Raw genomic sequence first — 8,822 nt, 5'->3', positions numbered from 1 at the left:
AACACACCTTGCTAAACACTCTTACCCACCGCCCCTATCTCCGTTTCGGGGGGTTGTCGGGGGGTTTTTGGGGGCCCCGGGGGGGGGGGCCGGGCCGGGGGGCGGGGCCCGCACCCCACCCCGTTGCCGAAGCTGTGGCGCGCCGACCTCGGCGCGCCCATGGGCTCGTGTGGCGTCAGCGCGCCGATGACTGGTGCAGCGCGATGGCCCGCTGCATCGCCTTGCGGGCGCGCGGGGTGTCGCGGGCGTCGTGGTACGCGACGGCGAGGCGGAACCAGCTGCGCCAGTCGTCCGGGGTCGCCTCCGTCTCGGCCTTGCGCCGGGCGAAGACCTCGTCGGCCGAGTCGCGGTCGATGCGGCCGGCGGCGGTGCGCTTCAACTCGTCGACGGGCAGGCCGCCCTCGGCGTCGAGTTCGGCGGCGAGCCGGTTGGCCCGGCGGACGAACTGGGTGTTCTTCCACAGGAACCACACGCCGATCACCGGCAGGATCAGCACCGCGATCCCGAAGGTGACGGTCAGGAGGGTGCCGGACCGGATGAGCATGACGCCGCGGCTGCCGACCAGGACGAAGTAGAAGACCAGCAGGGCTGCCGTGACGGCGTAGGAGATCTTCGCGCGCATGTGAAGTGGGGTCCTCGGGTCAGCCCAGGTCCAGGAAGTGTTCCAGGCCGAACGTCAGGCCGGGAGCCGACACCACGCGGCGCGCGCCGAGCAGGATGCCCGGCATGAAGCTGCTGTGGTGCAGGGAGTCATGGCGGATGGTGAGGGTCTCGCCCTCGCCGCCGAGCAGCACCTCCTGGTGGGCGAGCAGCCCGCGCAGCCGTACGGCGTGGACGGGGACGCCGTCCACGCTCGCGCCGCGGGCGCCGTCGAGGGCGCTGACCGTCGCGTCCGGCGCCGGTGCCGAGCCGGCCTGCCGGCGGGCCTGTGCGATGAGCTGCGCCGTGCGCGTGGCGGTCCCGGACGGGGCGTCCACCTTGTTCGGGTGGTGCAGCTCGATGACCTCGACCGACTCGAAGTAGGGCGCGGCGATCTGCGCGAACTTCATGGTCAGGACGGCGCCGATGGAGAAGTTCGGGGCGATGAGCACGCCGGTCTCCGGGGACTGGGCGAGCCAGCCCCGCAGCTGTGCAAGGCGCTCCTCGGTCCAGCCGGTGGTGCCGACCACGGCGTGGATGCCGTGGCGCACGCAGAAGTCGAGGTTGCCCATCACCGAGGCGGGGGTGGTCAGTTCGACCACCACCTGGGCACCGGTCTCCGCCAGCGTCTCCAGTTTGTCGCCCCGGCCGAGGGCGGCGACCAGTTCCATGTCCTCGGCGGCCTCGACCGCCCGTACCGCCTCGGAACCGATCCGGCCCCTGGCACCGAGGACCGCCACGCGCAGCTTGCTCATGTTCTTGCTTCCTAACCGGAGGTGATGTGACCGGAGGTGATGTGACCGGGTGCTCTAGGCGACGGCCTCGTGCAGCCGCGCTGCCTGCCTGTCCTTCAGCGGGCCGATGACCGACAGCGAGGGCCGTCGGCCGAGGATGTCGCGGGCGACCGCGCGGACCTCGTCCGGGGTGACCCGCGCGATCCGGGCCAGCATGTCATCCACGGACATCTGCTCTCCCCAGCACAGCTCGCTCTTGCCGATACGGTTCATCAGCGCGCCGGTGTCCTCCAGGCCGAGCACCGTCGAGCCCTGGAGCTGCCCCATGGCGCGGGCGATCTCTTCGTCGGACAGCCCGTGCTCGGCGACGTGGTCCAGCTCGTCGCGGCAGATCTTCAGTACGTCGTGCACCTGGCTGGGGCGGCAACCCGCGTACACGCCGAACAGGCCGCAGTCGGCGAACCCGGAGGTGTACGAGTACACGCTGTAGGCCAGGCCGCGCTTCTCACGGACCTCCTGGAACAGCCGGGAGGACATCCCGCCGCCGAGGGCCGTGTTCAGCACGCCGAGCGCCCAGCGGCGGTCGTCGGTGCGGGCCAGGCCCGGCATGCCGAGCACGACATGCGCCTGCTCGGTCTTGCGGCCGAGCAGTTCGACACGGCCCGCGGTGCGGATCGTCCGGCGTCCGTCGCGCGGGGCGACGGGCACCGCGTCCGGGCCGCCGAGGGCGTCGGCCTTCTCGAAGGCGGCCCGGACCTGGCGTACCACCTTGTTGTGGTCGATGTTGCCGGCGGCCGCCACGACCAGGTGCGTCGGGTCGTAGTGCTTCTTGTAGAAGCGACGGATGCGGTCGGCGGAGAGGGCGTTGACCGTGTCGACCGTGCCGAGGACGGGTCGGCCGAGGGCGTTGTCGCCGAACATGGTGTGCGCGAACAGGTCGTGCACACAGTCGCCGGGGTCGTCCTCGGTCATCGCGATCTCTTCGAGGATGGCGCCGCGCTCGACATTGACGTCCTCTTCGAGGATCAGCGAGCCGGTGAGCATGTCGCAGACGACGTCGATGGCGAGCGGCAGGTCGGTATCGAGCACGCGCGCGTAGTAGCACGTGTACTCCTTGGCCGTGAACGCGTTCATCTCGCCGCCGACCGCGTCGATCGCGGCGGAGATGTCCAGGGCGGATCTGCTTCCGGTGCCCTTGAAGAGCAGGTGTTCCAGGTAGTGCGTGGCGCCGTTGAGGGACGGCGTCTCGTCGCGGGAGCCGACGTGCGCCCAGATACCGAACGTGGCGGAGCGCACCGAGGGCAGGGTCTCGGTGACGATGCGCAGACCGCCCGGGAGGGTGGTCTTGCGGACCGTGCCGATGCCGTTGGTGCCCTTGATGAGGGTTTGGGTACGGGCGACGGCCCGCGCCTCCGTGGAGGTGCGGGCCGTCACGATGGCGTTACGCGACGTCACTTGTCGGCGTCGTCCTTCTTGTCCGAGTCCGCGGCGGCGCCGCCGTCGGAGGCGCTGTCCTCGCCCTCGATCACCGGGATGAGGGAGAGCTTGCCGCGGGAGTCGATCTCGGCGATCTCGACCTGGACCTTCTGGCCCACGCCGAGGACGTCCTCGACGTTCTCCACGCGCTTGCCGCCGGCCAGCTTGCGGATCTGCGAGATGTGCAGCAGACCGTCCTTGCCGGGCAGCAGGGAGACGAACGCACCGAAGGTGGTCGTCTTCACGACCGTGCCGAGGTAGCGCTCGCCGACCTCGGGCATCGTCGGGTTGGCGATGCCGTTGATCGTGGTGCGGGCGGCCTCGGCGGACGGGCCGTCGGCGGCACCGATGTAGATCGTGCCGTCGTCCTCGATGGTGATCTCGGCGCCCGTGTCCTCCTGGATCTGGTTGATCATCTTGCCCTTGGGGCCGATGACCTCGCCGATCTTGTCGACCGGGATCTTGACGGTGATGATCCGCGGGGCGTGCGGGGACATCTCGTCGGGCCGGTCGATGGCCTCCATCATCACGTCGAGGATGTGCAGGCGGGCGTCGCGGGCCTGCTTGAGGGCCGCGGCCAGGACGGAGGCCGGGATGCCGTCCAGCTTGGTGTCGAGCTGGAGGGCGGTCACGAAGTCCTTCGTGCCGGCGACCTTGAAGTCCATGTCGCCGAAGGCGTCCTCCGCACCGAGGATGTCGGTGAGGGTGACGTAGTGCGTCTCGCCGTCGATCTCCTGGGAGATCAGGCCCATCGCGATACCGGCGACCGGGGCCTTCAGCGGCACACCGGCGTTCAGCAGCGACATGGTGGAGGCGCAGACGGAGCCCATGGACGTCGAGCCGTTGGAGCTGAGTGCCTCGGACACCTGCCGGATCGCGTAGGGGAACTCCTCGCGGGTCGGCAGGACCGGGCTCAGGGCGCGCTCGGCGAGGGCGCCGTGGCCGATCTCACGGCGCTTCGGGGAGCCGACGCGGCCGGTCTCGCCGGTGGAGTACGGCGGGAAGTTGTAGTTGTGCATGTAGCGCTTGCGGGTCACCGGGGAGAGGGTGTCCAGCTGCTGCTCCATACGGAGCATGTTGAGGGTGGTGACGCCCAGGATCTGGGTCTCGCCACGCTCGAACAGCGCGGAACCGTGCACCCGCGGGATGGCCTCGACCTCGGCGGCGAGCGTGCGGATGTCCGTCACGCCACGGCCGTCGATGCGCTTCTTCTCCTTGATGACGCGCTCCCGGACCAGGCTCTTGGTCAGCGAGCGGTACGCGGCGGAGATCTCCTTCTCGCGGCCCTCGAACTCCGGCAGCAGCTTCTCGGCGGCGAGCTGCTTGACGCGGTCCAGCTCCGCCTCGCGCTCCTGCTTGCCGGCGATGGTGAGCGCCTGGGCCAGCTCGGGGCGGACGGCGCCGGTCAGGGCCTCCAGCACGTCGTTCTGGTGGTCCAGGAAGATCGGGAACTCGCCGACCGGCTTGGCGGCCTTGGCGGCAAGGTCGGACTGGGCCTTGCACAGGACCTTGATGAACGGCTTCGCGGCCTCCAGGCCGGCGGCGACGACCTCCTCGGTCGGCGCCTCGGAGCCGGTGGCGACCAGCTTGATGGTCTCCTCGGTGGCCTCGGCCTCGACCATCATGATCGCGACGTCGCCGTCCTCCAGGACGCGACCGGCGACCACCATGTCGAAGACTGCGTCCGCCAGCTCGGTGTGGGTCGGGAACGCCACCCACTGGCCGCGGATCAGCGCGACGCGGACGCCGCCGATCGGGCCGGAGAAAGGCAGGCCGGCCAGCTGGGTGGACGCGGACGCGGCGTTGATCGCAACGACGTCGTACAGGTGGTCGGGGTTGAGGGCCATGACCGTGGCGACGATCTGGATCTCGTTGCGCAGGCCCTTCTTGAAGGAGGGGCGCAGCGGCCGGTCGATGAGCCGGCAGGTGAGGATCGCGTCCTCGGAGGGGCGGCCCTCACGGCGGAAGAAGCTGCCGGGGATCTTCCCGGCCGCGTACATCCGCTCCTCGACGTCCACCGTCAGCGGGAAGAAGTCGAGCTGGTCCTTGGGGTTCTTGGAGGCGGTGGTGGCCGACAGCACCATGGTGTCGTCGTCCAGGTACGCCACGGCGGAACCGGCGGCCTGCTTGGCCAGGCGGCCCGTCTCGAAGCGGATGGTACGGGTGCCGAAGGCGCCGTTGTCGATGACGGCCTCGGCGTAGTGGGTCTCGTTCTCCACCAGCGTTTTCTCCGTTACTTGTCGTCTTCGTCCCGCGGCTGCCCGTGTGGCAGGGGGACGGTTGCGGAGAAGCGCTCCGTCTGGTGCGGGCCGGTCTTCGATCGAAGCACCCGGGGCTCGCTCCCCGGGGGCCACTACCGAGGACCGGCGGCGGCGGGGTGCGCTCCTCCTCGTTCTGTGTCGTCTGTATTGCGTTGTGCCACCACACTACAAAGCGTGAGTGACACTCCGCATGTTTCCGTACGTTTCCGCACGTACAGCAAAGGGAGCGGCCCCCGATCGTCCCCGGGAACCGCTCCCTTCACGGTGTCTTACTTGGCGCCCGCCGCACCACGGCGGATGCCGAGGCGGTCGACCAGGGCGCGGAAGCGCTGGATGTCCTTCTTCGCCAGGTACTGCAGCAGGCGGCGGCGCTGACCGACGAGGATCAGCAGACCGCGGCGGGAGTGGTGGTCGTGCTTGTGGGTCTTCAGGTGCTCCGTCAGGTCGGAGATCCGACGGGACAGCAGAGCGACCTGGACCTCGGGGGAGCCGGTGTCGCCCTCCTTGGTACCGAACTCGGAGATGATCTGCTTCTTCGTGGTGGCGTCGAGCGACACGCGTACTCCTCTTGATCTGTGGGTGGCCGCCGAGTGCCCCCGGTCTGCTTCTCGGGGGAGCTTCCACTACTCGGTGGCGGGGATCCGTCGCGCGTGTCCTCCAGCGCCCGTGAGGGGCTCCGAGGGCGCGTACACAAACGGCCGTCACCCAGGGTACCAGGCGGATGCGGGAGCCCTTGTCCCGGCCACCGAAGCGCTCCGCGACGGCCGCGGCGACCACTAGGGTGAACGCCTGGATCAACGGTGTACGTCGGGAAGGGGTCGCTGCGGCATGGCGGAGACGGCGGAGGAGATCAAGGCGCGCAAGGAGCGGGAGCGCGACGAGCTGTACGCGCTCGACATCTCGGGCGTCGAGTGGCACAGCGCGCCGGGCACGGAGCAGCACGAGGAGCGGGTCGAGATCGCTTATCTGTCCGACGGGGCCGTGGCCATGCGGTCGTCCCTCGATCCGGGCACCGTGCTGCGGTACACGGAGGCGGAGTGGCGGGCGTTCGTGCTCGGCGCGCGGGACGGCGAGTTCGATCTGGAACCCGCGCCGCAGGACGGGGCGCCCGCCGCGGAGTGAGCGGCACGCGCGCGTGAGCGTATGAGGGGGAAGGCGCCGGTGTGCCTTCCCCTTACGCGCGCGTGGGTCGGTGCCGCGGATGCCGCGCGTGCGAGTTTCGGTGCTTTAGTCCGGCGCCGGTGGCGACGGGGAGCACCGGTTGCCGCACTTGTCGTCGTAGCCGTCAGGCAGACGCCCTGGACGCCGTCTGCGTGCTTGTACGTCCACCGTGCCTTGCCGGTGCGTGGGTCCGGGGCGGTTCCGCCGGCTTCTTGCCGGTGTTGAGGTCGACGAGCACGAGCACGTCCAGGACTCCCGCGAGCCCCCCTGCGGCGACATGTGCGCGGCCTGGTCGGCGGCCAGGGCCGGCGGATGGGGTGAAACGGATGGGGGTGGGCCGAAGCTCACGCGAACGGATCCTCTTCTGCGCTGCGGAAGGTGGGCGTGATCGGCCCCCACTGTCCCCACTGTCCCCGTCAACTCTCTTACGTCCAATTCTCTTACGTCGCATGACGGTTCGGGCTCGACGGCGATCGTCCCCCGCCCGTTCCGACCCTCTTGTTCATACTTGTCTTGCGGATTGTTCACCGATACGCGGACTGTGTACGGCACTTCCGGGCAGGGTGTGACGGAGTGGGCGCACGCTCAGGGGTGGACGGGCCTGCCGGGGCGGGGGGCTCGGTGATTAGGCTGGGAGTGGGCGTGACGCCGGTACCCGTGGATGGGATGTCGGCGCCCCAGGGGGAGAGCCGGTGGATCGGACTACCTCGAACGACAACGGACGACTGAGAACGACACGAAATGGTCGCCCCGGCACGGCACGAGGGTGCTCGACCAAGCGGGAGGAACTGTGAGCAGCGATCGGGACGGGATCCGCGGGGGCTGGGCCACACCCGGTGATGACCAGCCCGACGCGGAGTCTGCCGTCGAGACGACCGGCGAATTCACCATCGACTACGCACCGCCCGCCTGGTACACGCAGAACGCGGCGGGCCCGACAGGAGCGGCGGGGGAGGCAGGGGCGTCCGGTTCGTCGAGTTCGTCGGAGGTGTCAGGCAGTTCGGGGCAGGCGGGCGCGGCGTCCGGGCCCGGTGCGTCTCCTTCCTCGTTCCCGAGGCAGGGTTCACCGTTCCCGCCCGGTGCGCCGATTCCGGGGCTGACTCCTCCGCCGCACGCGCGGGCCGGCGGGGCGTCGGCTCCCGCGCCCGGGGCCCCGTTCACGCCGCCTCCGCCCGCGCCCGGTGCGCCGTTCACACCGCCTCCGCCTCCGCCCGCGCCCGGGGCGCCCCTCGCGCCGTCGGCTCCGGCGCCCGGTGCGCCGTTCACGCCGCCCGCGCCCGCGGCCGGGCCGGGGGCGTCCTTCGCGCCGCCCCCTCCGCCCACCGGAAGTCCCGTCGCGGTGCCGAAGTTGCCGGCGGGCAGCGGGTTCGAACCGCAGCAGCCGCAGTCGCGGCCGGAGACCGATCCCGCGTCGCCGACGGCCGTGCCGAGCATTCCGGCCGGCGGATTCCAGCAGTGGGCGCCGTCCGCTCCCGCGGTTCCGGCGGCTCCGGCCCCGGCCGCGGCCGACACGGACGAAGTGCAGCCGGACAACGGCGACTTGGAGAGCGGCGCCACGATGCGGTTCTCCGCGGTCGCGCTGAAGCGGGAGATCGCGGAGGTCGCAGGGGTTGCGGAGACCGCCGAGGACGCGGGGCGTTCGTCCGCGGGCGGCGGCGTGAACTCCGGGGCGGACGAGGGCGTTGGGCCCGTATCGGGTGCCGTTGAGGAGGGACCGGCGGGGTCGACGGAGGCGAGGGACGGCGCGGATGAGACTGCCGAGGGTACGGCCGACGAGCCGAGTGCCGACGCCGAGGACACGGGCGACGGCCTCGACGACTCCGTGACCGGGGAGACGGGCCGCGGGGAAGACGACTCCCCGGACGCGGAATCCGAGCCCGCCGTGGCTGTCGACATCGCGTCTTCGGAGGGTGCCGCCGGGACCAAGACCGAGGGCGCGGACTCGCTCTTTCCGCAGGCTGCGGCGACGGCCACAGACGCCGACACGGGCTCGGATGCCGGTGCGGACGCAGACGCGGAGACGGACGTGGCCGCGGAGACGGACGTGGCCGTGGCCGCGGAAGCACATGCCGATACGGATGCGTACGCGGATGCCGGTACGGACGCCGATACGGACGCCGACCTCTTCGGCACCGGGTCCGCGGATGCCGTGAAGGCCCTGGACAGCGATGGGGCCGTAGACGCCGACGGAGCCGCCGAGATGGCGGAGGCCGAGGACGAAGCGCCGGACGTGGCGCCGCAGAACCTCGCACCGGCGACACCACCCGGACCCCAGGACGCGTTCCCGACCGCACCACCTTCGCCCCAGGACGCCGTACCCACCGCGCCGCCCGCGCCGACAACGCCGCCCGGGCCACAGGACGCGTACCCGGTCGCTCTTCCCGCACCCCAGGACACATCCCCGGTCGCACCACCCCCGCTCCAGGACGCCGTACCCACCGCGCCGCCCGCACCGGCAACGCCGCCCGGGCCACAGGACGCGTACCCGGTCGCTCTTCCCGCACCCCAGGACACATCCCCGGTCGCACCACCCCCGCTCCAGGACGCCGTA

General features: G+C 71.0%; 7 protein-coding genes. 2 read left to right on the top strand and 5 right to left on the bottom strand.

Annotation, left to right across the window (positions count from 1 at the left end):
• Nucleotides 1-175: 175 nt before the first annotated feature.
• The 5 genes from ACWEKM_RS44845 to rpsO form a co-directional block, all read right to left on the bottom strand.
• Nucleotides 176-622 (bottom strand): hypothetical protein, encoded by a 447-nt coding sequence (locus ACWEKM_RS44845; RefSeq protein WP_451627078.1) that lies wholly within the window; start codon nucleotides 620-622, stop codon nucleotides 176-178.
• Between the two features lie 19 nt (nucleotides 623-641).
• Nucleotides 642-1,394 carry a 4-hydroxy-tetrahydrodipicolinate reductase gene (dapB, locus tag ACWEKM_RS44840; protein WP_451627077.1) on the bottom strand — a complete coding sequence of 251 codons (753 nt, stop codon included), beginning with the start codon at nucleotides 1,392-1,394 and terminating at the stop codon, nucleotides 642-644.
• Nucleotides 1,395-1,448: 54 nt separating this feature from the next.
• Nucleotides 1,449-2,828: a M16 family metallopeptidase gene (locus tag ACWEKM_RS44835; protein ID WP_451627076.1), complete on the bottom strand. Its 1,380-nt coding sequence runs from the start codon at nucleotides 2,826-2,828 to the stop codon at nucleotides 1,449-1,451.
• The gene (locus ACWEKM_RS44830) at nucleotides 2,825-5,068 is read right to left on the bottom strand and encodes a polyribonucleotide nucleotidyltransferase (protein WP_451627075.1); all 2,244 of its coding nucleotides are present in this window, start codon (nucleotides 5,066-5,068) and stop codon (nucleotides 2,825-2,827) included. Before ACWEKM_RS44830 ends, ACWEKM_RS44835 begins: the two co-directional genes overlap by 4 nt.
• Before the next feature lie 311 nt (nucleotides 5,069-5,379).
• On the bottom strand, nucleotides 5,380-5,667 hold the full coding sequence (gene rpsO, locus ACWEKM_RS44825; RefSeq protein WP_121895609.1) for a 30S ribosomal protein S15: 288 nt from the start codon (nucleotides 5,665-5,667) through the stop codon (nucleotides 5,380-5,382).
• A gap of 271 nt (nucleotides 5,668-5,938) precedes the next feature.
• Between rpsO and ACWEKM_RS44820 the strand changes: the two genes are divergently transcribed.
• Nucleotides 5,939-6,232 carry a DUF397 domain-containing protein gene (locus ACWEKM_RS44820; RefSeq protein WP_451627074.1) on the top strand — a complete coding sequence of 98 codons (294 nt, stop codon included), beginning with the start codon at nucleotides 5,939-5,941 and terminating at the stop codon, nucleotides 6,230-6,232.
• 805 nt (nucleotides 6,233-7,037) lie between these two features.
• A partial coding sequence (locus tag ACWEKM_RS44815; protein WP_451627073.1) for an SCO5717 family growth-regulating ATPase occupies nucleotides 7,038-8,822 on the top strand: 1,785 nt, incomplete at its 3' end.

This window comes from Streptomyces sp. NPDC004752, from assembly GCF_053601275.1.
Note: the sequence above shows the minus strand (reverse complement) of the source record. Positions and strands in the feature narration are given on the sequence as shown.